Annotated in this window: 22 protein-coding genes; 21 read left to right on the top strand and 1 reads right to left on the bottom strand. The window is 39.4% G+C overall.

Going from position 1 to position 25,255, the window contains the following annotated elements; translation table 11 throughout:
- The first annotated feature begins 146 nt into the window (after window positions 1–146).
- From ACYSNQ_RS01910 to lepB, 18 genes are all read left to right on the top strand, one after another.
- On the top strand, window positions 147–407 hold the full coding sequence (locus ACYSNQ_RS01910; RefSeq protein WP_426081081.1) for a hypothetical protein: 261 nt from the start codon (window positions 147–149) through the stop codon (window positions 405–407).
- Window positions 404–1,492, top strand: a complete 1,089-nt coding sequence (locus ACYSNQ_RS01905; protein WP_426081080.1) for a DUF871 domain-containing protein — start codon at window positions 404–406, stop codon at window positions 1,490–1,492. The genes ACYSNQ_RS01910 and ACYSNQ_RS01905 overlap by 4 nt, the downstream gene beginning before the upstream one ends.
- A 9-nt stretch (window positions 1,493–1,501) precedes the next feature.
- The gene (locus tag ACYSNQ_RS01900; RefSeq protein WP_426081079.1) at window positions 1,502–2,611 is read left to right on the top strand and encodes an amidohydrolase/deacetylase family metallohydrolase; all 1,110 of its coding nucleotides are present in this window, start codon (window positions 1,502–1,504) and stop codon (window positions 2,609–2,611) included.
- Window positions 2,601–3,695, top strand: a complete 1,095-nt coding sequence (locus ACYSNQ_RS01895) for a DgaE family pyridoxal phosphate-dependent ammonia lyase (protein WP_426081078.1) — start codon at window positions 2,601–2,603, stop codon at window positions 3,693–3,695. Before ACYSNQ_RS01900 ends, ACYSNQ_RS01895 begins: the two co-directional genes overlap by 11 nt.
- 92 nt (window positions 3,696–3,787) lie before the next feature.
- The gene (gene dagF / locus ACYSNQ_RS01890; protein ID WP_426081077.1) at window positions 3,788–4,528 is read left to right on the top strand and encodes a 2-dehydro-3-deoxy-phosphogluconate aldolase; all 741 of its coding nucleotides are present in this window, start codon (window positions 3,788–3,790) and stop codon (window positions 4,526–4,528) included.
- A gap of 96 nt (window positions 4,529–4,624) precedes the next feature.
- On the top strand, window positions 4,625–5,635 hold the full coding sequence (locus ACYSNQ_RS01885) for a sugar kinase (RefSeq protein ID WP_426081076.1): 1,011 nt from the start codon (window positions 4,625–4,627) through the stop codon (window positions 5,633–5,635).
- A gap of 117 nt (window positions 5,636–5,752) precedes the next feature.
- Complete coding sequence (locus tag ACYSNQ_RS01880; RefSeq protein WP_426081075.1) at window positions 5,753–6,760, top strand: hypothetical protein; 1,008 nt, start codon at window positions 5,753–5,755, stop codon at window positions 6,758–6,760.
- A gap of 29 nt (window positions 6,761–6,789) precedes the next feature.
- Window positions 6,790–7,248: a YaiI/YqxD family protein gene (locus tag ACYSNQ_RS01875; protein WP_426081074.1), complete on the top strand. Its 459-nt coding sequence runs from the start codon at window positions 6,790–6,792 to the stop codon at window positions 7,246–7,248.
- Between the two features lie 135 nt (window positions 7,249–7,383).
- Window positions 7,384–8,466: a D-alanine--D-alanine ligase gene (locus ACYSNQ_RS01870; protein ID WP_426081072.1), complete on the top strand. Its 1,083-nt coding sequence runs from the start codon at window positions 7,384–7,386 to the stop codon at window positions 8,464–8,466.
- 210 nt (window positions 8,467–8,676) lie between these two features.
- The gene (locus tag ACYSNQ_RS01865; protein WP_426081071.1) at window positions 8,677–10,047 is read left to right on the top strand and encodes a UDP-N-acetylmuramoyl-tripeptide--D-alanyl-D-alanine ligase; all 1,371 of its coding nucleotides are present in this window, start codon (window positions 8,677–8,679) and stop codon (window positions 10,045–10,047) included.
- A gap of 371 nt (window positions 10,048–10,418) precedes the next feature.
- Window positions 10,419–11,954: a degradosome RNA helicase CshA gene (cshA, locus tag ACYSNQ_RS01860; RefSeq protein ID WP_426081069.1), complete on the top strand. Its 1,536-nt coding sequence runs from the start codon at window positions 10,419–10,421 to the stop codon at window positions 11,952–11,954.
- A gap of 166 nt (window positions 11,955–12,120) precedes the next feature.
- Complete coding sequence (acpS, locus tag ACYSNQ_RS01855; RefSeq protein ID WP_426081068.1) at window positions 12,121–12,471, top strand: holo-ACP synthase; 351 nt, start codon at window positions 12,121–12,123, stop codon at window positions 12,469–12,471.
- A 30-nt stretch (window positions 12,472–12,501) separates the two neighbouring features.
- Window positions 12,502–13,629, top strand: a complete 1,128-nt coding sequence (gene alr, locus ACYSNQ_RS01850; RefSeq protein WP_426081067.1) for an alanine racemase — start codon at window positions 12,502–12,504, stop codon at window positions 13,627–13,629.
- Window positions 13,629–14,003 (top strand): type II toxin-antitoxin system PemK/MazF family toxin, encoded by a 375-nt coding sequence (locus tag ACYSNQ_RS01845; protein WP_426081066.1) that lies wholly within the window; start codon window positions 13,629–13,631, stop codon window positions 14,001–14,003. The genes alr and ACYSNQ_RS01845 overlap by 1 nt, the downstream gene beginning before the upstream one ends.
- A 242-nt stretch (window positions 14,004–14,245) precedes the next feature.
- On the top strand, window positions 14,246–14,947 hold the full coding sequence (locus ACYSNQ_RS01840) for a hypothetical protein (RefSeq protein ID WP_426081065.1): 702 nt from the start codon (window positions 14,246–14,248) through the stop codon (window positions 14,945–14,947).
- 39 nt (window positions 14,948–14,986) lie between these two features.
- On the top strand, window positions 14,987–16,333 hold the full coding sequence (locus tag ACYSNQ_RS01835; RefSeq protein ID WP_426081064.1) for a coiled-coil domain-containing protein: 1,347 nt from the start codon (window positions 14,987–14,989) through the stop codon (window positions 16,331–16,333).
- Window positions 16,334–16,351: 18 nt separating this feature from the next.
- The gene (locus ACYSNQ_RS01830) at window positions 16,352–16,786 is read left to right on the top strand and encodes a LysM peptidoglycan-binding domain-containing protein (protein WP_426081063.1); all 435 of its coding nucleotides are present in this window, start codon (window positions 16,352–16,354) and stop codon (window positions 16,784–16,786) included.
- Between the two features lie 130 nt (window positions 16,787–16,916).
- Window positions 16,917–17,963, top strand: coding sequence for a signal peptidase I (lepB, locus tag ACYSNQ_RS01825; RefSeq protein ID WP_426081062.1), 1,047 nt, complete (start codon window positions 16,917–16,919; stop codon window positions 17,961–17,963).
- Window positions 17,964–18,158: 195 nt separating this feature from the next.
- Here the strand turns inward: lepB and ACYSNQ_RS01820 are convergent, their stop codons facing one another.
- Window positions 18,159–19,637 carry a helix-turn-helix domain-containing protein gene (locus ACYSNQ_RS01820; protein WP_426081061.1) on the bottom strand — a complete coding sequence of 493 codons (1,479 nt, stop codon included), beginning with the start codon at window positions 19,635–19,637 and terminating at the stop codon, window positions 18,159–18,161.
- Window positions 19,638–19,833: 196 nt separating this feature from the next.
- Between ACYSNQ_RS01820 and ACYSNQ_RS01815 the strand changes: the two genes are divergently transcribed.
- The 3 genes from ACYSNQ_RS01815 (at window position 19,834) to ACYSNQ_RS01805 (ending at window position 25,172) form a co-directional block, all read left to right on the top strand.
- Window positions 19,834–21,177, top strand: a complete 1,344-nt coding sequence (locus ACYSNQ_RS01815) for an FAD-dependent oxidoreductase (protein ID WP_426081060.1) — start codon at window positions 19,834–19,836, stop codon at window positions 21,175–21,177.
- Window positions 21,178–21,772: 595 nt separating this feature from the next.
- Complete coding sequence (locus ACYSNQ_RS01810) at window positions 21,773–21,994, top strand: hypothetical protein (protein WP_426081059.1); 222 nt, start codon at window positions 21,773–21,775, stop codon at window positions 21,992–21,994.
- A 472-nt stretch (window positions 21,995–22,466) separates the two neighbouring features.
- Complete coding sequence (locus ACYSNQ_RS01805; protein WP_426081058.1) at window positions 22,467–25,172, top strand: YhgE/Pip domain-containing protein; 2,706 nt, start codon at window positions 22,467–22,469, stop codon at window positions 25,170–25,172.
- Window positions 25,173–25,255: the final 83 nt, after the last annotated feature.

The following is a 25,255-nucleotide window of genomic DNA, read 5'->3' as shown; positions in this document are numbered from 1 at the left end:
GTTTATTGGATTTTTGCACAGGTGTTATTTCGTTAAAAGCTTCTATTTTATAGGTGAGATAAAACCTTACCAGCAGCTGGTCATGTAGACCATTTCTTGCAGAATTTATAATAGAAAGAATGAGATATGATTTGGAGGTATTCAACATGTGGTTATGGTTTATTCTGTTTTTCATTATTTCTCAGGTTATAATTGAAAGAGAGTACTTACCTGAACGGTTTACGGATTTAAGGTTACGATATCTTTGTTTATATTCAATAGGTGGTATTTCTGCAGCAATTGTTATTGGCGTATTGGTTGGTCAGCCGATTTTACTGATAGGAACGGTAACAATATTCTTTGGATCGCTGGTCTCATGGAAAAACCGGAAAAAATTCGACAAAATGGAGCGTGGCAAAAGTATATGAAACGAGCATTAGGTGTATCTGTCTACCCTGACCATAGTGATATGGATCAGGATAAAGCGTATTTGAAAAAGGCAGCTGAGTGCGGCTTTACAAGAATTTTTATGAGTATGCTGGAAGTGACTGAAGGAAAAGACGTAGTGACCAAAAAGTTTAAAGAGCTGATTCATTATGCCAAGGGGTTAGGTTTTGAAACGATTTTAGATGTAGTTCCAGCCTTGTTTGATCAGCTGGATATTTCGTATGATGATTTGTCCTATTTCCATGAGCTTGGAGCTGACGGTATTCGCCTAGATGCGGGTTTTGATGGGAATAAGGAAGCCAAGCTTACCTATAATCCTTATGATTTAGCTATTGAGCTGAATATGAGTAATGATGTTGCCTACCTGGATAATATTTTGACTTATGAAGCGAATAAGCCATTTTTATACGGCTGTCACAATTTTTATCCTCAGGAAGGGACTGGTCTTCCCTATGACTTTTTTGAAAAATGTAGTATTCGTTTCAAGAATAATGGTATCCGGACAGCGGCGTTTGTTGCTTCCAGTATTGGAGATATTGGTCCCTGCGACATTAATGACGGACTGCCGACGTTAGAAATCCATCGTCATCTTCCTATTGATATTCAGGCCAAGCATTTGTTCGCTACAGGACTGATTGATGATGTAGTAATCGGCAATGCATACGCATCAGATGAAGAGCTGGAGGCATTGGGTCAAGTGAATCGCTATCAGCTGGAACTAGCAGTCGATTTTGTTGCAGATGTAAATGAAGTAGAAAAAGAAATTACGCTGTCTGAACAGCATTTCCGCAGAGGAGATATTACAGAGCGGATGGCGCGTTCTACTGAAGTACGGAAAAAGTATATTGATGATGCTAATCCAGCACATGACAATGAAGGCGAATTTCAGATTGGTGATGTCGTTATTGGTAATGATGCCTTTGGCAAATATAAGAACGAGCTGCAGATTGTCTTACAGCCCCACAAAGACAGTAGAAAAAATAAAGTAGGAAGTATTACTCCAAGCGAATTGATGCTGTTGGAATTTATCAAGCCTTGGACAAAATTCAGATTGAAAGAAAAGTAGGGAAATAAAATGACATATGATCTGCTAATAAAAAACGGTAAAACAATAGATGGAGAAAAGCTGGAAATTGCAATATCTGAAGGCAAAATTGTCAAAACGGCCGTTTCAATTGCTGAAGATGCAAAGGAAATCATTGATTTGAATGGAGCTGCATTTATTTCAGCCGGTTGGATTGATGATCATGTACACTGCTTTGAAAAAATGACGCTGTATTATGACTTTCCAGATGAAATCGGTGTAAAAAAAGGTGTTACAACTGTTATTGACGCTGGAACAACAGGTGCGGAAAACATCCATGAATTTTATGATTTAGCTGTACAGGCAAGGACCAATGTCTATGCACTGGCAAATATTTCTAAATGGGGGATTGTTGAGCAGGATGAACTGGCAGATTTGAGTAAAATCAAAGAAGACCTTGTGAGAAAGGTGCTGCAGGAGCTGCCTGATTTTGTCATTGGAATTAAAGCTCGTATGAGCAAAACAGTAATTGGAGAAAATGGGATTACTCCTCTTGAAATGGCAAAGAAAATCCAAAAAGACAACAACAACTTGCCGTTAATGGTTCATATAGGTTCAGCTCCGCCGGAACTTGATGAAATTCTAGCTAATATGTCTGAGGGAGATATCCTGACACATTGCTTTAACGGGAAACCGAATGGTATCTTGGATAAGAATACAGGGAAAATTAAGGACTTTGCTTGGGCTGCTTTCAAAAAGGGCGTAGTATTTGATATCGGCCATGGGACAGACAGCTTCAATTTCGAGGTTGCTGAAACTGCATTTAAAGAAGGTATGCTGGCTGAAACCATTAGTACAGATATCTATATCCGAAACAGAGAAAACGGACCAGTTTATGATTTAGCAACGACAATGGAGAAGCTGCGGGTTGTTGGATATGAATGGGCAGATATTCTTAAGAAGGTGACTGCTGCTCCTGCTGAAAAATTCCATTTGAATAGTAAAGGACAGCTGAAAGAAGGCTTTGACGGAGATTTAACAATCTTTACAATTGAAGAAGGTCAGAAAACTTTGACCGATTCAAATGGCTTTACCAGAGAAGCCAAAGAGTTGATTACTCCTGTGAAAACCATCGTTGGAGGTGTTGTTTATGACAATTAGTTACGAGAAATTCAATTTAAAAGAGGTTATTAATGCTTCTGGACGAATGACAATTTTAGGTGTATCAAAAGTATCTGAGCGAGTCTTGGAAGCGCAGCGCTTCGGTGGGGAACATTTCTTTGAGATGGGCGATTTAAGCGTTCAGACAGGAAAATATTTGGCGAATCTGCTGAAGGTTGAGGATGCACAGATTGTGTCTTCTGCCTCTGCTGGTATTGCACAAAGCGTGGCTGCTCTAATTGGTCAGGGCTCAGCTTATCATGCCTATCATCCGTATACAGAAAAAATTGACCGGAGAGAAATTATTCTACCTAAGGGGCATAATGTAGATTATGGAACTCCGGTAGAAGTGATGGTAGCTCAAGGTGGAGGACAGGTGATTGAAGCCGGCTATGCCAATATGTGTACGCCAGAGCATATTGAAATGATGATTACAGACCGCACAGCAGCTGTTTTATATATAAAGAGCCATCATACCGTTCAAAAAAGCATGCTGGGTGTGGCGGAAGCAGCAGCGGTTGCCCACAAGTACAGTCTTCCGTTGATTGTAGATGCAGCAGCTGAGGAAGATCTTTTTAAATATGTTGAGGCTGGCGGAGACTTGGTAATTTACAGTGGTGCAAAAGCGATAGAAGGACCAAGTGCTGGACTAGTGATTGGAAAAAAAGAGTTTATTGAATGGGTTCGTTTACAGGGTAAAGGAATTGGCCGAGCGATGAAAATTGGCAAAGACAATATTCTCGGATTTACTCAGGCGGTAGAGGACTATCTGACAAACGGCAGTGAGGATGGCAAATCAATGCAGAAACGTATGGAGCCATTCATCGCCGACCTAAATCAATTACCGAACATAGAAGCTAAAATTGTTCAGGATGGTGCCGGTAGAGATATTTATCGTGCCAGCGTCAAAGTCAGCGGACCGAAATCAGCGAAGCAAGTCATCCAAGAGCTGAAAACGGAAAGTCCGGCAATTTATACAAGAGAATATCAGGCGAATAATGGAATTATCGAATTTGATATTCGTTCAGTTAACAAGGAAGAGATGGACAAGATTACTACCCGTTTAGCTGTAATTATGGCTTAAGCTAAGAATAATAGTAAGATTTAAGTTGAAAACAGATAGAAAATTATAGATGGAGCATGGCACTGTTCATGTGAGAAGAAGGAGATAATATTATGTCATTAACACCAAAATACTTAGAAGATCGTTTATGTTTAAATGTTTTAGCCAATTCTGTGGAAAATGCCAAAGCCTGCTATGAAGCGGCGGAAGGTCACGTTGTTTTAGGTGTACTTTCAAAAAATTACGATACCGATGAAGCGGCAATAGAGGATATGAAAAAATATGCTGCAGCTACAAATAACGCATTATCTGTAGGTCTAGGAGCTGGCGATCCAAATCAAAGTCAGATGGTTTCACGCATTTCAAAAGAACTGCAGCCTCAACATGTCAATCAAGTATTTACAGGTGTGGGAACTTCACGGGCCTTATTAGGACAAAGTGAAACAGTAATTAACGGGTTAGTTTCTCCGACTGGAAAAGTAGGCTATGTAAATGTTGCAACGGGCCCATTGAGCTCTCAAGCTTCGGCAGGGGAAGTGCCGATTGAGACAGCAATCAAGCTTTTACAGGATATGGGTGGAAGTTCCATCAAGTATTTCCCAATGAAAGGCTTAGCTCACAAAGAGGAATACAAAGCTGTTGCAGAAGCCTGTGCTAAATATGATTTCTACTTAGAACCGACTGGCGGGATTGACTTGGAAAACTTTGAAGAAATCGTTCAAATTGCAGTAGATGCTGGCGTGAAGAAGATTATTCCTCATGTGTACAGCTCAATTATTGATAAGGAAACTGGCGATACGAAGCCGGAAGATGTAAAAACATTAGTAGAAATGATGAAAAATACGTTAAAATAAAAGCCGGGCAAATCGAACAGCAAATGTGTTAAACCTTTGTGGTTGAGCCTTTGTTGAGGCTTTCGATTTTTACAGCTGGATAGGATGGAAACAAAGATGAGAATTTCAGCTTTTGGAGAAGTAATGATGCGGCTGACTCCGCCGGAATATCTGATGTTGGAGCAAACCAGGGAGCTGCGGATGGATTTTACCGGAACGGGCGTCAATATTCTAAGCAACCTTGCTCATTTCGGTTGTGAGACAAGCCTAATTACTAATCTTCCAGATAACCGCTTAGGAGAAGCGGCAAAAGCAAGCTTACGTCAGTTAGGCCTTGGTGATAGATGGATAGGTCAGCATGGGAATCACATTGGCTCTTATTTTGCTGAGATGGGGTATGGACCAAGACCCACTCAGGTCACTTATCAAAATCGTCACAGCAGCTCATTTGGCGTAAGCGGTGCAGCAGATTATGATTTTGACAGCTTCCTAGAAGCAACTGATTTGGTTCACATTTGCGGTATCTCTTTAAGCTTAACGGATCAGACAAGAGCAGCTGCATTTGCATTGGCAGAAAAAGCCCATAGTCAAGGGAAAAAAATATGCTTCGATTTCAATTTTCGTCCAAGTTTAAACGAGAACAATGAAGCGGTATTTATGCGTGAACAGTATGAACGGATGCTGCCGTATTGTGATATCGTTTTTGGAACTCAGCGGGATTTAACTGATTTATTAGGGATGAAAGCTGATGAGACCTTAGACAATGAAGAACAGTTTAAATCGCTGACTAAAACATTTATGGACAACTATGATATTGAATTATTTGCCGGCACTTTTAGAATTAGAGAGAATGGCAGTTACTATCTATCGGGCTTTTTATTTGATAAAAATCATTATGTACAGGCTGAACCAAGAGAAATTATCAATCTTGACCGGATTGGCGCCGGAGATGGCTATGCCGCTGGTGTACTTTTGGGATATGCTGAAAAATGGGCTCTTGAGAAAACTGTAGCTTTTGCAACGGCAAATGGCGTTTTAGCTCATACAATTCAAGGCGATGTTCCATTAACAACGAGGAAACAAGTGGAGCATATCATGCTGCACCCTACAGTTGATTTGATTCGCTAAGTAAGATAGACTGAAACGAAAGTTTGCCTAGTCAGCTACTTTCGTTTCAGTCTATTTTTCATTATAATAGAGAAGATGGAATTTATGAGTAGCGAATCAACTGCAGGAGGAAAGACGATGCCCAAGGATTTTTGGAATGCTTTGGAAAATGAGCAAATAATTGAAAGTATTCGCAAACGCCCGGGAATGTATATCGGTGCTTTGGGGCTTTCGGGTCTGGAGAGTATGATTATTCAGGTGCTTGATGAGCTGCTGAAGCTGACAGATCAGCCTGGAAATGCCCGAATCACTGCTGAGCTTTCTAAAAATCAGCTCATTTTTTCCTTTGCTGTAAAAAGAGAATGGCATTTAACGCAGGAAAGGGAACAGAATCAGCTGTCTTACTACTTTTTTCTTCAGTTATTGCTGGCTTTGTCCGAACAGTTGGGGATAAGCATTGAAACACCAGCCGGTCGGGAAATAAGGATTTATCAGCATGGAGAGCTTGTCAAGGAAGCCGCAGTGAAATCGAAAAGCGAGGAATATCGTCTAGAGCTGGCATTCACCCCTGATTCGGCTTATTTTGGAACCAAGCCTCTTTCCTATTTTGTTTTATTCAATCGTTGCCAACAGCTGGCGATGCTTAACAGCGGATTGACGATTACATTGAAAGAGGGCGAGACTCAAAAAAATCAATTAGTCTACGAAGAAGGATTAGTTGAATATATTTTTCAAAAGGACAATGCACTAACCAGAGGAAGCCGTCCGCTAACGATTCGGACTAGAAGAGAAGATGTGGTTATTCAGGCAGTGATTTCAAAGAACCCTTCCGCAAATATCAGAGACAGCTTTGTTAATGGCTATTTACCACCAGATGGCGGGACACATATGGAAGGTTTTGTTCAAGGAGCGGTAGACGGCATGAATCGTTTTTTAGAAGAAACGAGCCGAATGAAGATTATAACAGTTGAGAATTTTCAGGAACGTTTTGATTTTGTTCTTTCTATTCAAGTCAGCCGACCTCGTTATGCCGGAGCGGTTAAGCAAAAAATCCGTAATCCGGAGCTATATAAAATTTTGCGGGAAGTGGTGTCGGATGAGGTTTTCCGCTTTCTGACACGCCATCCCTCCTGGTATGTCACTTAATTCTGATGACGATGAGAGGGGGAAGAAAAATGAGAGTGTTAATTGACGGAGATGGTTCGCCAGTAAAGGATACAGCAATCGAGACCGCCCTTCAATATCAAATGAAGATAGTCGTTGTAACAAGTATTGATCATTATTCTCTCAAGGAATATCCTGAAGCGGTTTCCTTTGTTTATGTGGACAAAGGGAATGATGCAGCAGATTATAAAATCATTGCGCTGATTAAAGCAGGGGATATTCTGATTACTCAGGATTATGGCTTGGCTTCACTAGCTTTACCAAAGGACGTGACCGTACTTCATCAGCTGGGCAAAGAATACACTGCCGAGACGATTGGTCAGTTGCTTGAGCAGAGATATTTTAGTGCTAAAATTAGAAAAAGCGGAGGCCGAACTAAAGGGCCGAAACCTTTTACGAAAGAAGACCGGGAACAGTTTCGTTTAAAGCTGATTGAAGTCATCGAGAGGGAAGCACAAAAGGAAATGTGAGGATAAAAAGAAACAGCCGTTTCTTTTATATTTGTTTCTACTACATAAATCGTTTTTATGCTAAAATAATGAAAAAGAAAATTTTGGTTACGGCCGCACCAATCTATTTAGATGGAAATTTAGGAGGAAAAGCATTTGAAGATTGTATTACTCTATGGAGGGAAAAGTGAGGAGCATGAGGTATCTATCTTATCCGCTTTTTCTATTTTAAATGCAGTTTACTATAATTATTATCAGGTCCAGTTAGTATATATTAGTAAGGAAGGTCAGTGGGTTCAAGGACCGCTGCTGACAGAACCGCCACAGGATGAAACAGTTCTACATCTAACTTGGAATCCTCAAGGTGAACAGAAGTTTGGAGGGAACTTTACTGGTAAGGTAATTGCGCCTTGTGATATCAAGGAAGAGGATTCAATCGTTTTCCCTGTTCTTCACGGTCCAAATGGGGAAGATGGTACCATTCAAGGATTTCTTGAGACTATGAATATTCCTTATGTAGGTGCGGGAGTACTAGCTAGTGCGACGGGCATGGATAAAATTATGACTAAATACTTGCTTCAAACAGCAGGTATTCCTCAGGTTCCGTTTGTTCCTGTTTTGGAAAATCAATGGAAAGAAAATCCTAAGCATATTTTTGAACAGTGTGAAGGTTCGCTTATTTATCCAATGTTTATTAAGCCTGCGAATATGGGTTCAAGTGTGGGAATCTCAAAAGCAGAAAACCGCGAGGAACTGCAAAATGCGTTGATTGAAGCGTATAAATATGATTCCCGTGCGATTGTAGAGCAGGGAATTGAAGCGAGAGAAATTGAAGTAGCAGTATTAGGCAATGAAGACATTCGGACAACTCAAGCAGGTGAAATCATTAAAGATGTGGACTTTTATGATTATAATTCTAAGTACATCGATAATAAAATTACTATGCAGATTCCGGCAGAGGTACCAGAAGAAGTTCATCAAAAAGCACAAAAATATGCTAAAAAAGCGTATCGTATCTTAGATGGCAGTGGTTTGAGCCGCTGTGACTTTTTCTTGACAAATAAGAATGAGCTGTTTCTAAATGAATTAAATACAATGCCTGGCTTCACACAATTCAGTATGTATCCATTGTTATGGGAAAACATGGGTTTGAAGTACAGTGATTTGATTGAAGAACTAATTCAACTGGCTTTAAACCGCTATAAAAGAAGACAACAGCTGTTTGAAGAGCAGCAGTAATAAAGCTGCTTCAAAATAGCACAGAGAGAGCGGGACAAAACGAGCGATTCGTTTTGTTTCGCTCTTTAAATCCAAGCAAACAGTGGGCAGGAGCACCTAGCAGCATTTAACTGCGATGAGTGACTTTCTGTGGAAATAAAGATTTCTTGTCTCGGCCGCATTCATTTTATCGCTGTAGACAAAAAATGAACATATGAGGAGAGAAAGCGGATGAAGCTTAGCTTTTGGGAAGTTGCACAAATAGTAAATGCTGAAAATAATTGGAAACAGTGGGCAGATTTTTCAATCACAGGACTAGAGTTTGATAGTCGCCTAATAACAGAAGGCAGTCTTTTTGTCCCGCTGTCTGGTACAAATGACGGTCACCTTTTTGCAGGAAAGGCGGCGGAGCAGGGTGCATCTGCGGCATTTTGGAGCAGTTCGGAGGCTGCACCGGAGGGGTTGCCGATTCTTGAAGTGGCGGATACGTTGAAAGCGATGCAGCAGCTGGCTGTTTATTACCTGAAGCAGGTGGCTCCTTCCGTTATCGGCATCACTGGCAGCAATGGGAAAACAACCACAAAAGATATGGCTGAAGCAGTACTTGCACAATCATTCAAAACCTATAAAACTCAGGGAAACTATAATAATGATATTGGTCTTCCTTATACTATCCTTCATATGCCGGAGGACACGGAAAAGCTAATTCTTGAAATGGGGATGGACCACGCTGGCGAGATTGCCTTTCTGTCTACGTTAGCTCAGCCGGATGTAGCGGCAATTTCAATGATTGGCGAGGCGCACATTGAATATTTAGGCTCTCGTCAAGGGATTGCAGCGGCTAAAATGGAGATTGTTGATGGGCTGAAATCCGATGGGCTACTGTTGATTCCTAATGAAGAACCTTTATTGCAGCCTCTAGCTGAACCTTTACAGCAGAATGTGAAAACATTCGGCTGGGAAGCATCAGCTTCTTATCAGGGGAAGATTATTGATTCAGGAAAAGATTTTACCAGCTTTATGATTACGGGCTCCCCGCAGTTATTTACGATTCCCATGCCTGGAAGCTATAATGTGACGAATGCGTTAATTGCAGCGGCAGTCGGTCGCTGGTTTGGACTTTCTGATAAAGAAATTGCTGCCGGGTTAAATGCTTTAGTAATGACCAAAAACCGTACGGAGTGGTTGAAATCAAAAGCTGGTGTTGAAATTTTAAGTGATGTGTATAACGCCAATCCAACTGCAATGAAGCTGGTTCTGGATAATTTTCGGACGATGGAAGGCAAGGGCAAACGTGTCGCTGTTTTAGGTGCGATGCTGGAGCTGGGACCGGAATCCGAAGCAATGCATCAATCGGTTGAGGCCTATTTGAATCCAACGGAAATAATGGAAGTCTATCTCTATGGCGAGGAAATGCGCAGCTTATATGATACAATCGCAGAACGCTATCAGGGAAATGCTCATTACTATGATAAATCTCAGAAAGCAGAGCTGATTGAGGCAGTGAAAGGGACTCTTTCACCTGAGGACATGATTGTTTTGAAAGGCAGCAATGGAATGGGACTAGCTGAAGTTGTAGAAGTGCTGATAAATGAAAAGTAGTTTTCATAAAACTTGCTGAAAAGCACGATTCGTGTTAGAATGAACTATTGTCAGAGGATTTGAATAGAAACAGATGGCAGAAGGAACATTTTGCCAATCATATATTACTTGAACAGCTGAACGATTCCGTTTGGCTTTTCTGTTGTCGTAGTTCATATGATTGGATTTTCGATAGAGTTGATAAGAATAGATAGTTTGATAAAACATAAAGAATATATCTTTATTTCAATGATGAAGAGAGCAGGTCTGCTAAGCGAACTGATCCGGCTTTTTTCAACAGAGCAAACTGTATGGCTGGGTTTATTGACCCTATTGAAATGTTTAAAGCGTGGGACAATGGTCCCGAATAACAAGAAATTAGGAGGATCACATTGAAATTTAGAGAACTTGGTTTATCATCTAAATTATTATCAGCTATTGAACGCTCAGGATTTGAAGAAGCAACACCGATTCAGGCAGAAACTATTCCGTTGGCACTGGAAGGGAAAGATGTTATCGGACAGGCCCAAACAGGAACTGGTAAAACAGCTGCTTTTGGTTTGCCGATGCTTGAAAAAATTGATGCAGACAATCGTGTACTGCAGGGATTAGTTGTGGCGCCGACAAGAGAACTAGCGATTCAGACACAAGAAGAATTATACCGTTTAGGAAAAGATAAAAAGATTCGTGTACAAGCAGTATACGGAGGGGCCGATATTGGGCGCCAAATCAGAGGTCTGAAAGACCATCCGCATATTGTTGTTGGTACGCCAGGCAGACTGCTGGATCATATCAACCGCCGTACATTGAAGCTAGGAACAGTAGAAACCTTAGTATTGGATGAAGCAGATGAAATGCTGAATATGGGATTTTTAGAGGATATTGAGAAAATTATTTCTCAGGTTCCTTCTGAACGTCAGACATTGCTGTTTTCTGCGACAATGCCGCCGGCAATTAAAAATATTGGTGTGAAGTTCATGAATGACCCGCACCACGTAAAAATTAAAACAAAAGAAATGACTGCTGATTTGATTGATCAGTATTATGTTCGCTCAAAAGATTATGAGAAATTTGATATTATGACAAGACTTTTAGATGTTCAGACACCTGAATTGACAATTGTATTTGGTCGTACTAAGCGTAGAGTAGATGAGCTTGCCCGCGGACTTGAAGCTCGCGGCTACAAAGCTGAAGGGATTCATGGCGACTTATCACAGCAAAAGAGAATGAGTGTATTGCGGTCATTCAAGAATGGCAACCTTGATATTCTGGTAGCGACAGACGTTGCTGCCCGCGGATTAGATATTTCCGGTGTTACCCACGTATACAACTACGACATTCCACAAGATCCTGAAAGCTATGTTCACCGTATCGGAAGAACAGGTCGTGCAGGTAAGGGCGGAATTTCAGTAACCTTTGTAACACCAAGTGAAATGGGTTATCTTCATGTGATTGAGTCATTAACAAAGAAGAGAATGTCGCCCCTTCGTCCGCCAACTGAGAAGGAAGCTTTTCATGGCAAATTAGGCGCTGCAATGGAAGAAGTAGGTACGAAGCTTGAAGAAAACGGCTTGGATAAATACTTAGCTTCTGCAGAAGTTTTGTTAGAAAAATACTCTTCTCAAGACTTAGCTGCTTTGCTGCTTAAAACAATTTCTAAGGACCCGGCTGATGCAGCTCCAGTTAAAATCACTCCGGAACGTCCGTTGCCTTCACCAAAAAGTGGTGGATTTAATAAGAACAAACGTTATAGCGGCGGCGGGAATCGTCAGCGCAAAGACAACCGTTCTTCTCAAAGTAGAAATAAAAATAACAAAAACAACAGCAGTAGTGGTGGCGGCTACAATAAAGGCAAAAAAAATTATTCCTCTAAACGAAGCAATGACAAGGGCAGAGGCTTTGTCATCCGTGAAAAAGGAAACAGCTAAATAGAACAGCTGAATATCAGGCTGCAGATAGATATCTTTTGGGATTATAATCTGCAGTCTGTTTTGCTATAATAAAGTTTAGGGTTTTCTTAGGCTTCTTGTAGGAAAAAACCATTTATTTTGATAAAATAAAGATAATTTATTGATTTGGAGTGCGTGTCCGATTATGATAAGAGGAATAGGGATTGATATTGTTGAACTCTCTAGAATTGAAAAAATCGTTGAGAAGCAGTCGTCGTTTATTAAACGGGTTTTGACTGAAAAGGAGCTTGAGCTCTTCCAATCGCTCTCTTACCGGCGGCAGGTAGAATTTTTAGGCGGACGTTTTTGCTGTAAAGAAGCTTTTTCAAAGGCCTGGGGAACAGGAATTAGTGGTGTTGGATTTCAGGAAATAGAGATATTGAAAAATGCTGCGGGGGCTCCTGAAGTAACCAAATCACCTCATAAAGGCAATGTATTTGTCTCAATCTCTCATACAGAAACGATGGCTGTGGCACAGATTATTTTAGAAGATTAAATTTTGTATTCTGAAAAGGAGGGAGATAGAATGGTCACGGGATATCACCGACCAACAAAGCTTATTATTGATAGACAGGCAATTATTGATAACGTGGCAGGAGAAGTAGCCAAAATGCCGACTGACAAAGAGCTTTTTGCTGTGGTTAAAGCGAACGGCTATGGGCATGGAGCTGTTGAAACAGCTAAAAGTGCATTAAAGGGCGGCGCAGCTGGTTTTTGTGTTGCCTTATTAGATGAAGGGATTGAACTGCGGGAAGCAGGAATCACTGAACCTATTTTAATTTTAGGTGTTGTGGAACCAATATACATAGAGCTGCTGCTGAAGTACAATCTTTCTGTAACAGCTGCAACAACGGCGTGGCTGTTGGAAGCTTGTAAGTGCTTAAAAAGATTGACTGGAAGTCAAAAGCTAAAGATACATATAAAAATTGATACAGGAATGGGTCGTCTGGGATTTACTTCACTGAAAGAGGTACTTGATGCAGTTCAGCTCATAGAAAATAATGAGCAAATCGAGTGGGAAGGAATATTCACTCATTTTTCTACTGCGGATGAAATAGATACACTCTATTTTGAACAGCAGCTGAAGATGTTTCAGGATATTATTAGTGAACTGCCTCGACAGCCTCGTTATATTCATAGTGAGAATAGTGCTGCAGCCTTATGGCATCCGAAAAGTACGGGTAATATGATTCGGTTTGGCATTGCTATGTACGGATTGAATCCATCAGGGCGTTCTTTAATAGAAAGCTACCCGCTGAAGTCGGCACTAACCCTTGAAACAGTATTAATTCAAGTAAAGGAACTTCAGCCGGGAGCGGGAATAGGATACGGAAACACGTATACCGTTGCCGAAAAGGAATGGATTGGGACAATTCCTATAGGCTACGCGGATGGTTGGCTGAGGAAAATGCAGGGATTTCATGTTTTGGTGAATGGTAAAAAGTGTGAGATAGTTGGGAGAGTATGCATGGATCAGTGCATGATTCGGCTGCCTGAGGCTGTTCCGGAAGGGACAAAGGTTACTTTAGTTGGGGAAAATCAGGGAGCGGAGATAACACTGCAGATGGTTGCTGAGTATTTAGAAACCATCCATTATGAAGTTGCATGTACGTTTTCACAACGCATACCAAGAGAATATATAGGGGGATTATAATGGTTAAACGTGGAGATATCTTTTTTGCAGATCTCTCTCCTGTTGTTGGTTCTGAACAGGGCGGAATTCGTCCTGTCCTAGTCATACAGAATAATTTGGGGAATCATTTCAGCCCGACAATTATTGTCGCGGCAGTAACAGCCAAAATGGCTAAGCCAAAATTACCTACACATATAGGAATCAATTCAGAGGAGACGGGGATTGAAAGAGATTCAGTAATATTATTAGAGCAGATTCGAACGATTGATAAGGTTAGGCTGAAGGAGAAGGTTTGCCACTTAGGTGTTGATGTGATGCTTGAGGTCGATAGAGCTTTGGGCATCAGCGTAGGCATCGTTGAACCGGAAGAATCAGTAGGAACCTATCAAATATAGATTTTGTCCGATGCTGACTGACTGGAATACATAGTGAAAGAATACAATATTTAGTTTGAAATTAAAGAGTATGAACCGCAGAATTTGCATACAGGCAACGGTAATTCTGCGAATAGAAAAAAAAGTTGGCAAGAGCAAAGTGTAATGTTACAATGGATTATGTATAATTGGGTAGAAAATTGAGTTTTTAAAGAAAAATTCTTCTTGAATGTTTTTCATTAAGATATAAAGGGGTTTTTTATTTGGTCATAATCATTACAGGGATTGTCGTAATAGCGATGCTGGCACTTTTCAGCTATGAGCTGTATAAACGAGTGAATTTGAATCAGCTTAATTCGGAAAATCCCAAAATGCAGAAAAAAATCAATGTATACAGACAACAGGAAAACAGCCGTTTAGTCGTTTCGCTGGTTATTGCAGTCATTATTATTTCCTTTGTTTTATTAGGAATCCTGTATCAGCAGTATACATTGCATAAAGACAATGAATCTCTTAAAGCGGATGTAGAGACATTGGGAAAGGGGGCAGCCAGCGGTAAGGTAATAGTCGAAGAATACCAAGACAAAAATCTGAAGCTGGCCGAGTTTCCCTGGGCAAAGGCTGTAGAGAGTCAGGATGCCGCAGCTTTGACGAGCTATGAACTTCAGCTTTCAAGAGATTGGAAGCCGTTTTTTGGAGAAATCAGTGTGACAATCGTTCGCAGTCAAAATACACAGTCTCTGACTGTTTCAGTATTTTCGTCTTCACTGACGGATAAAGATTTTGAAGTAGCAGAAAAAAATGCAGAGAAATTTGCAGAAGCATTAAGTGGTATCAAGGAAGTAACGGTTATCGATTTTAATTTTACATATCGTGATAAGACAAACACGTTAACGAAGCAATCAATGGTATTTGATCGGGAGTCACAAGATCAGGGCCTTAAAAGGATAGAGCTAAATAAATAATAAGAAATTTATGGAAATTTAAAATGAGGTGTAGAATACATGGCAAAGAGACGGTTAATTAAAAAAATTAACGAAGTTTCAGATGAAGAGCTGGATCAGGACTTATTTGGAACGGAAAGCGATGGGACAGATACGGAATCATCCTATGCTTTAAACGATCAGCTGGAAAAACAGGAACAGGAAATTAAACATTTAAGAGAATTACTGGAGGAGTACCGCTTACAGGAAGCAGACTTCGAACAGGAGAAGGATGAAAACTTCAGATTATCCCAACAAAATAAGCAACTGGCGCTCAAAGTCGAAAATGATCAGAATGAACTGGAAGCGCTGGCTGACAAGAATGATGAGCTAGAAACGCTGTTGAATCAACGTGAAGCTGAAATTGACGATTTGAAAAATACACAAACAACAACGGATTCTGATGAAACAGCAGTATTGAAGCAGCAGATTAGTGAGCTTCAAAACGAGAACGCTGAAGCACAAAAGCAAATCAGTAATCTGGAAGCAGAACTGCTAGTGAAGAATAAAGAATTAGACAGTAAGATTTCTGAGAAAGAGCAGGAAATTAAACAACTGCAAGCGGATTTATCATCTCGTGGAACAATTACAGAAAAACAAGAAGTATTGGAGACGGTAAAAATGGAATTAGAAGAATTAAACAAAAAACTTCAAGCAAGTGAATCAGAAAATCAGGAACTGTCGCAAAAAATTGCCGATCTTCAGCAAACAGCTGCGAGGCTTCAGGAAGAAAACCAACGCTTAAATGATAAAGCTGTTTCTTTAGCTGCGGATAGCTCAAACCCAGAGGCTACTGGTCATGTAGAAGCACTGAAGCAAGAAATGGAATCAATTCTTAAAGAGAAAAGCGAATTAGAAGTTACGCTTGGCCGTATTCAGGCATTGAATGATAAGCACTCTGTACAGAAAAATGTATTTGAAGCTGAAGTAGCTACATTGAGAGAAAGCTATAAACAAAAAGAAACAGAGCTGGAAACAGTGAAATCTGAACTAAGTGCATTACAAAATGCATCTTCAGCGGGAGAAATGAAAGGTGAACAGTTGGCAGAACTATTGCAGGCTAAACAGCAAATCAATGATTTACTGCTGAAAAACCAGTCATTACAAGAAGAAGCGCTGAAATCTCAGCAGGAAATCGGGGAAGTAATGGTTTCTGCGAAGAAAGAAGCAAACCGCATCATCAGTGAAGCACAGGTTGAAGCAAAACATATGATTAATTCAGCTGAGCTGGAAATGTTGAATATCGGCAACCGTGCGAAAAACATTTCTAATGAAGTAGAAGAATCTAAAAATGAAATAATGGGCATTTACCGTGAGTTAGAAGAACGTTTAAGCAAGCTTTCACGTTTAGATAAGTCAGGAAATTAAGTTTAAGGAGCAGCTGTTATGAAACGAAAAAACAAAAAAATCGCGTTGTGGTCGCTTTTTTCAGTAGGAATCGTTTTGTTTTCTGGTTATTTGATGGAATCCACGCCAATCATGGGATCTACGCCGGAAGAGGGTGTAACAGCTTCAAATGAAAAAACAAATGCAACTGTGAGTACAAGCGAAGCAGACAAAGGGAACAGCTCAGAGTTAGCTGATACATCTGTCGCAGCGAGTGAAAGCCATGAAGCAACAGAAGCTATTGTTCCTGCTCCAGAAGAAACAATTCCTTCTACAGAAACGGCTGGTACCTCTGAACTTTATAAAGTAAAACAGGGAGAATCACTTTGGGAAATTGCTCAGAATGCCAATATATCCCTGCAGGATTTGATGAATATCAATCAGTTAAGCAACAGTGTTATTCTTGAAGGTCAAGAATTGCTTACTGAAAAATAATAAGATAAAGAAGCTTTCAGTTCATGTTTTTCAGAGCTGAAAGCTCTTTTTAGTATTTTTTATGGTAAAATTGCTTTTGGTTTGTTATTCTTAATAAGATATAGAACGTAAATTGAGGTGTAGCAGCAGTATGGATGAGTTTGTAGATAACCTGAAAAAAATGAAGCGTACGGGGAATTCTTCAAGCGGAAAGCGTCAGATGGCGAATAAGAGGATGATGAAGTCCGGTAAGCCTAGAAGACCTCTGATTAAACAGCAGCCCTTAGAGGGGGACCAGAGAGGCGCAGAAGCACCTGCGATTGAAGAACCTTCTGTTAGAAGAAAGAAACTAGTGCTAAACACTGGGGATAACGGCTTAGTTAATGAGACCGAGTTTAAACCTGAAGAAGAAGTTGCTGAAACAACAGATGAGATAAAGAAAGTAAGTAATCCAGAAAAAAAAGCGGAGGAAATATCCACAGCAAAAAAAAGCAGCCGGAAAGAGCGAGATGAAGAGCAGCTCTCGAAGAAAAAGGTTATGGGAGAAAAGAAAGAGCAGGGACAAAAATCGAAAAGCAAACCTGCAAAGAAAAAACGTAAAAAACTTTCTAAGGAAGAGCTTGCCCGCAAAAAGAAGCAGAGAAAAAAACAGCAAATTATAGAAGTAATCAAATTTCTTGGGCCTGTAACAGTGATGGCATTCATTGTATTTATGTTTATTTTTAAAACTTCTCCTCATGTAGTAGATGGAGACTCGATGAAGCCGACGCTTTTAAGCGGAGATAAGGTAATTGTCAAACGGACAAAGACACCTGACCGCTATGAAATCATTACATTTGATCCACCGGTTGACAGCGATTATCAATATGTTAAACGGGTCATTGGGATGCCGGGAGATTCTATTTGGATTGATGGCGCAGATTTGTTCATCAACCAGTCGGGCAACGTACCCGCTGAAGTCCCGTTAAATGCTGCAAATGAATTGCCGGATGGAACGATTAAAGTTGCATTATCTTCAAAAGCACTTGAACAGTTTGAAGGGCTGGAGAAAATTCCCGATGATTTCTATTTTGTTTTAGGAGATAATCGGAATAATTCCAGTGACAGTCGTGAATTTGGATTAGTAAGCGGGCGGGCAATTGAAGGAGTGGTTTCTTTTCGTTTTTCTCCATTTCAGTCAATGGGGTGGATTAAGTAAAGAAAAATAGTATAAAAGCTGTTGGAACAAGAAATGTTCCAACAGCTTTTTTTTAAAATAGTAAATCTGGCAATAAGTAAAAATAAAGTAATACCGCCGTTTTAAAGAGTTATTCTCACTAAATTCCGTTTTTCCCTAGAAAATAGAGAACTTTAAAGAAAATTCTTTGATATAATGAACTTAAAGTCATTTCAATTATTTGTTAAGTAATTGTAGAATTAACTTTTCTACTTCATCCATGTCATAATTGTTCCCAATATCAGAAAAGACATATGTTGTTTTCTGATTTTCCGATATGGTATCGTCATAAATATTCGATAGTAGTATGTCATAGAATGTATCTTCAAGATAAAGCTCTGCCTTAATAGGATACTTGTGCCCAAGGATATTTGACAGATGCTGAATAACCAGTTCCCCAATAAATGGATTTAGAGAATGGTAGACACCAATGACGATTTTTTCTTCATTTAGTTCAGCAATATGATTTAAAATGATTGTGTAGTTGATTTCTGTGAATCTATTTCTATACTGGTCTTTTTCACCGCTGGAGTTAAATTTTTCAGAAGCAATACCCATTATTTCAATAACTTCATTTCCTGTAAAAGGATGGCGATGAGCGTTGACAATAGATTCAATCGTCCAGTTATCAAAAGGAAGTATGAAGCCATCAAAATAATACAGTCTGGCATGCAGCTGAAACAGCAGATTTTCAATATAAGATAGACGTGAAGGAGAAGCATAGCTTGACAGATAACCTTGCTGCTTCAAGTACTTTAAAATCACTTTGTTCATATAATTAAGATAAGAACCTGATGTTCGCTGCTCCTCTGCAAGACGAAAAGCAAAGGATGAATTTGGCGAGAAATTATTCATGGAGCAGAAGAAATCATAAAACATGTAAGCTTCATAAATAGTATAAGGTCGATCAATTTTTTTCATATATGTATGGAATGCTAGATTGATTTCTTCAAATAAAGGGCGATCCGGGTAATCATAATTCGGACTAATGACCGGATTAAATTCTGTACTTATTCGCCTTAAAGAAATTTTCATCCATAGTTTAATCTGGAAAGCCTCTGTGGGATCAAATGGGATATTCAGGGATTCTTTCAAGGCTTCGACAAATCCAAGATATTGATTTGAGGTTTCTTGCTCTAAATCACTCTTATCTTCAAAAAGAAACCAAAAGAAATTAAAAAAGAAATACCGAATCTGTTTTTCTTCTCCAACTAGTTTACCTCGTTTTATCTGTAATCGAAATTCTTTCAGAAGCTCATTCAATTCAGTAACCTTTCGATAGTAGGTTGCAGAGCTGATGGCGTAGGTCAGTTGAAAATATTCACAGCTGACTTCATTTTTTTGAAACAGCTGATTGACCATTTGAAATTTTATCGATTTATCAAGAAAAAGCAGAACGACTTTCTTTAATGGAAATTCTGGTTCTTTGTGTAAGTAAAGCACATCTCCTTCAGAAGAGATTTCAACCTTACCATCTATTCCATTTTCCTCAAGAAAACTTCTTAAAAAAGACAGGTACTCATTTAGAGTAGGCAAGCTGATTTGGAATTCTTCAATGAGTTTGCTTTTTGTTGATTTTCCTTGATTATTATATAGAAATAATAGAATATCATTCATATAGTCATAGGGCTTTTCTAAAAAATCTCGTTTTAGCATAATAGACACCTCACTTTAAGGATACTTGATTCATGGTAAAATGGCAATATCAATCTGAGAAAAGGGTGTTATTCTCACCTGTTGGATTTCTTTTTTGCGAAAAGTTATATATAATGAAGTCACATGACTGTCTATGCTTTTGGCTAAATAAAATTTTTTACAGGCAGGAGCAGCTAGTTTGAAGGGAGAAGGTACAGTGAAAATAGTAATAATCGGCGCATCCCATGGCGGGATACAGGCAGCCTTAACTATAAAAAGATTAAATCCAAAAGCTGAAATCATACTGATTGAAAGAAGAAACGATGTTAGCTATGTGTCCAGCGGTATGATTATAAAGCTAAAAGAGATGGTAGATGATTTAAATGACGTGCGTTATATAACTCCTGAAGGTCTTCGCAAACTGGGAATTGATATTTATTTAGAATCTACGGTGGTTCAGATAGACCCTAAAAATAAAATAGTGAGCTACAAGTCTTCAAATGGAGAAGTCGCTGGAGAAAATTATGATAAGCTAATCCTTGCAACAGGCTCTAACCAATTTTCTTTAAATATGAGTTTGCCGGATAATGATCGAATTACGTATTTTAAGAGCTACAAAAGCTCATTAGAAGCCTTACATAAACTAGAAGAAGCAGCAAGCATATCGATCATTGGCGGCGGTTATATCGGAGTTGAGCTTTGTGATGCTCTAAGGGATAAGGGAAAAGAAATCCATCTTATTGAAAGTTCTGACTCGATTCTATTTCGCTATATTGATAAGGAATTGTCTGCTATTCTCGAAAAAAAGATGGCAGAATCTGGTATTCATCTGCATCTAAATGAGAATGTCATGACTTTTGGCAAGACAGATAGTGTTCCCTTTACAACTGTAACAACAACAAAAGAGATTGAAAACGAGTATGTTGTGATTGCTGTAAATGCTCGGCCTGACACATCATTGTTTCAGGAATTCCTTGATTTGAATCACAATGGAACAGTTCGTGTGAACAAGCGGATGCAGACGAGTGATCCGAGTATTTACGCACTGGGAGATATTGTTTCATACCCTGTTCATAACAGCTACCGTCAGTCATTTATTCCATTGGTGAATAATGTTGTCAGAAGTGCAACAGTTGCAGCCATGAATGTTACGGAAAATAAAATGGAGTATAAAACGACACAAAAAACGACGGCAACTAAAGTATTCGATTACTACATTGCCAGTACAGGTTTAACAGAAGCCGAAGCGAATTTTGAAGGGCTGGATATTGACAGCATCTTTTTAAAGCTTCCATATCAACTACCTTATTTGAAAGAGCAGGAAGATATTTATGTGAAGCTGGTCTTCTCTCAGCATAGAAATACGCTAATTGGTGGCCAAATGATGTCAACGAAAGACATTACCCAGATTATCAATACGCTTTCCCTGGCAATTGAAAAAGAAGTGACCATGGAAGAGCTAGTGACCATGGATTTCTATTTCAACCCTACGTTGAATCATCCAATGGGGATCCTTAGCCGGGCGGCGTATGAACATATGATTAAGCGATATAAAAAGTAAAAATTGTCCTGTTTGCAACAGTCTGGACTGCTGATTTTCTGTTTTTATATCAATATAAATCAGCGTGTCAGGCTTTTTTCTTCTGTTTGAAAACAAGTAGTTTTACATCAAAATGTGTTGGCAGGACAAAAACTAAATGAACTCTTAGAACTTGAAGCAAAAAGCAGGAAACCGCTGCCTTTGTTTCAAGTTTTTATTTTAGAGCTTCCTTGTACAAGCAGAACCGAAAACTAGCTCAGATGTGGGTACCAATCAACAAGATTTTGGTACGCCTGGGATTTCGCTAAAAGTTCCCTTTTTTAATCCTATAAAAAGACTTGAATCATAGAACTACCTGAACGAAAAGAATAGAAGTTATAGGAAATAGCTTTTCAGCTGATTTTTTTGATTGATTTCATTATGTTGGTTTGATTTTTTATGTTTAACCATCGAATAGCTACTGACCATCTTCGTTAATGATTTTTGCTAACATAAAATAGGTTAAAGCTGAATAAGCCAGCTTTTTCTATCGGATTTTCTAAAAGTAGCAATCAAATTATTATTACTTATAGACGTTTCATTTTATAATAGAGAAAAGCTGCAGGGAGGATTCACTATGAAAAAACAAGAACAAGCTTTTATCGATTTTGTTATGGAACGTACACTAGCCGATCATAAGGGGGATATGGATAAGCTTCTTGGTGAGCTGTTGGAGAAAAAGAACAGCGGTCAGCTGAATAAAATGTATTTAATGGGTGTTATGCCTCGAGCGCTTTCCTATCTTGAAGCAGATAAGGTGCCGGAAGTAAAAGATGCAGTCGAAAAATTGTTAGCATAAGAAATCAGCAGATAAAGTATCTGTTTGGATATGTATAGAGAACGAGATAAATTTAATGAATGAGAAGAGGCTGTGACAGAAGTTTTCTAGTTCGACTTATTTCTGAAGAGGCGGCTTCTGTCACGCTGTTTATTTGGTTTTAGAGGATGGAGGCATACAAGTGTCACATCCTCTTTCCTAGTTTTAAGAGTCAAATCAGCACCCTGTATTTATGCAAAAGTATTTATTCGGATACATGGCTCGTAGGTAATTGCCTTTATTTTTCTTAAGAATGCTGACTGATATTTCGAGAGCATACAGAGCTTATCTTTTGCAGATAGGGGATACTTTAAGATATTCTTTAAGAGATGACTTAAAAATTACGACAGATTAAATTAATTGTCCAACAATTAATCGTCTGCCGGTTTTTCAAACTGTTTTTATCAAAAAAGATGTGCTAAAGTAAGTCGTCGTAAGGAAGCAGGTGGGAATTATGAAGCATATAAAAAATACTTTGAACTTATTTATAGTAGATTGGAAAAGAATTTTTAAAAATCCGATTGCAGCGTTATTGATTATCGCTTTGATGATCATTCCTTCGCTCTATGCCTGGTTTAATATCAAGGCTTTATGGGATCCGTATGCGAATACGGGGGAGCTGCCGATTGCAGTATATAGTGATGATCAGCCAGCAGAGTTTCAAGGAAAACAAGTGAGTATAGGAGATGAGGTATTAGCCAATCTCCATAAAAATAAACAGCTGGGCTGGCGCTTTGTTGATTCAAAAAAGGATTTGGATGAAGGCGTGAAGTCTGGTAAATACTATGCGGGAATCTATTTGCCAAAGAGCTTTTCAAAAGATTTATTAAGCTTTACGACAGGAGAAATCAACAAGCCTGAAATCGTTTATTCTGTGAATGAAAAAATCAATGCAATTGCACCTAAAATTACAGATAAGGGAGCTACTTCCCTCCAGACAGAAATATCTTCTGAATTTATCAGTACGGCGAGCAGCACGTTAATTAAAGTTTTTAATGAGATCGGGTATGATATTGACGCAAACTTGGTTAGTATCAACAAAGTAAAGAGCCTGATTTTATCAACAGATGAAAACATCGATACGATTGACGGGTATGTGCAGCAGGTTGTTGATCTGCACAAGAAAATGCCTGAAATTAAAGAGAAGATTGCCAAAGCAGAAGAGTTTAAGGCGTATATTCCTCAAGTGGATGAGTTGACTGAAAAAATCACCGAGCTGAATAACAACATGCCTGCATTGAAAGAACAGGCCAAAGTGATCCTAACTCTTCAAGAGAAAATACCAGAGATACAAAATGCCGGTAATCAGCTGGCAATGATTGACAGTGATTTTGCCTCTGTTGAACAGGTGATGACGGAGGGAATTGCAGAAGCTAAACAAGGACTGCAGATTATTCAATCTGTTGAAAGTGCATTGCCTGATATTCAAAAGCTGGGAGAGCAGGCGGATCAGTTTGGAACAGTGACGATGGAAGGAGCTCAAAAACTTCAGGATGCTTTGCCAAGTATCACTAGTAGTGTGAAAATTACTTTGGAATCCATTCAGGGAATTGGCACGAATGTTGCGTCAATCACCAGTCAAATTCAACAGATGCTGGCAGATAATGAGCTGACACCTGATGAAAGAGCATCACTAAAGGTGCTGTTACAGAATTTTTCTGAAAGTTTGGGCGGCCAAGTAAATGCGGCACAACAGCTGTCTGCATTGCTGACAAACATTCAGGAGTCAGCCGGAAATCAAAACTTACAAGGGGTCATCGATCAGCTTAATGCTCTTCAAACCTTGATTCAAGGATTGAAAAGCCGGGTAGACAGTATTAACGTGGATGCAATTACAACAGCTGAACTGCAGGCAATTGCCGGAGAAATCACAGCTGGTGCAAATGAAATTGCCAGCACGGCTGGAGGAATTCTGGGGAATATGGATAGCATTAATGCAACCATCAGCAGCCTGTTAACCGATTTGATTAATACAATTACAACAGCTAAAGGCTTGCTTTCCCAAGCTCAGCAGACAGACTTTACAGCATTACTGAATGCCACAGAGGGAACTGTATCGAATGCTATTGGAATTCTTGAAAAATATCAGGCTCAAATGCCTGCCATTAAGCAGGAGGTTCATGATGCGAATGTGCTGTTGAATGGTCATATGGATACGATTGTAGGCGGTATTAATAAAGGAGCCGATTTATACAATAATGAACTGCCGGTTGTCGAGGAAAAGCTGGGACTGGCTGCAGATTTTATCAAAAATGATTATCCTGGTATAAAAGCGGATATTACGGATACCTTAACGATGGTTGATGAAAAACTGCCAGCAGTGGAATCTGCTTTGAATACGGCGAATGATTTGATTGAAAATGACTGGCCAAATATTAAAAGCGGACTTCATAAAGCGGCAGAAGCTATTCGCAAGGGGGAAAGTGAAGTCGATTTAGGTGAAGTTCTAAAATTATTGAAGCTGGATGCCACTTCAGAAAGCGACTTCTTTACTGAGCCAGTAGTGGTCAAAGAAAATCAGATTTATCCGATTGCCAATAACGGGTCTGCAAGCACACCGTTTTATACAGCACTTTGTCTATGGGTGGGCGCTGTTCTGTTTTCAAGTATTGCTACAACAGATTATTATTTGGATGAAAAAGACAAGAAACGCTATAGCAAAAGAGAACAGTTTTCAGCTAGAATGCTGACGTTTATCGTGATGGGGCTGGCACAAGCCCTAATCGTTACCCTAGGGAACTATTTCCTTTTAGGAGTAGATGTCAAGGCGCCGGTTTACAGTGTGTTGTTTGCATTGTTGATTGCCCTCGCCTTTATGACGCTAGTATACGTACTGGTAGCTCTGTTTGGGAATGTCGGGAAAGGTATTGCGATTATTATTCTGGTTCTATCTATTTCTGGTGGGGGAGGAAATTACCCAATTCAAGTTTCAGGTAAATTCTTCCAGATGATTAACCCGTTTTTACCATTTACCCATGCAGTAAATCTGCTGAGAGAATCCGCTGGAGGAATTTATTGGCCAAATGCGTGGAAAGCAATCATTATTTTAGTTAGTTTAATGATTGTTGTCGGAATTTTAGGGACAATTTTTTATCCTATTTTAGAACCGAAAATGAAGAAGCTTGCGGAAATTTCGCATAAAAGCCATATTTTCCATTAAAAAGAGTTTCTTTCACCTGAAAGAAAAATCAGACAGTTTCCCTATGCGGATAGTCTGATTTTTCTTTATTTTGTTCTGACTGT

It is taken from the genome of Enterococcus sp. LJL51 (assembly GCF_054871795.1).
This window is presented reverse-complemented; position numbering and strand designations above follow the sequence as displayed.